General features: G+C 62.9%; 1 protein-coding gene and 1 pseudogene. One reads left to right on the forward strand and one right to left on the reverse strand.

Annotated features, from left to right (window positions below):
- Nucleotides 1-607, forward strand: a 607-nt coding sequence (locus A3730_RS25860) for a 1-acyl-sn-glycerol-3-phosphate acyltransferase (protein ID WP_156501370.1), incomplete at its 5' end; no start/stop codon positions are given.
- Nucleotides 608-625: 18 nt separating this feature from the next.
- Here the strand turns inward: A3730_RS25860 and A3730_RS32230 are convergent.
- Nucleotides 626-840: pseudogene (locus A3730_RS32230) on the reverse strand (GAF domain-containing protein); the annotation flags it as partial.

Below are 840 nucleotides of genomic sequence, written 5' to 3' on the forward strand. Positions count from 1 at the left end.
GGGGGATCAGGTGCCCCGTCGCGGCCACTGGCTGCTGGCGGGTCTGGGCAGACTGATTCTGGGGGCGATGGGATGGCGAATTGTTGGCAGCTTGCCCAATACGTCCCGGGTGGTTCTGGCGGTTGCTCCTCACACTTCAAACATTGACGGGGTGATCGGCATCAGCGCCATCCAGTCCTTGCGAGTCCATGTGCGTTTCATGGGCAAACACACCCTGTTTGAAGGGCGTCTGGGGCGGCTCATGTACTGGCTGGGGGGCATCCCGGTGAACCGGGACAGCGCTGAGGATGTGGTGGACCAGACCACTGCGGTCATGCGCGAGACGCCGTTCTGGCTGGGCCTGGCACCAGAGGGCACACGTACCGGCGCCAAGCGATGGAAAACCGGGTTTTACCGTATTGCCGAGCAGATGGCGGTGCCGATTGTGGTGTTGGGCTTTTGCTATCGGCGCCGGCAGGTGCGCATTGTCGATTGCTTTCTGCCCACCGGGGATATGGATGCGGACATGGCCCGGATGGTGACATCACTGGCCGATATCGTGCCGCGCAAGCCTGCCTTGCTGTCCGCCCCACTGAAAGCGGCCAAAGCCGCCCGTGGCATTGACTGAGGCAGCGGGGAAGAGTGTTTATGCGTTGGCGCTGGCGGTCTGGTCCAGAAACTGCTGGCGGCGTTGCGCGGATTGCAGCGCGAAGGCCAGGGGGCGATGCAACTCGCTGATCAACGTTTGCTGTTCCTGATCAAACCCCTGAGTGTTGGCGATCTCAATGATGCCCAGCGGGTGGTCTCCCTGTATCAGGGGCCACAACAGTACCGCACCCGGCGGCCGTTTGCCCTGGCCGG

Source organism: Alcanivorax sp. HI0044 (genome assembly GCF_001634945.1).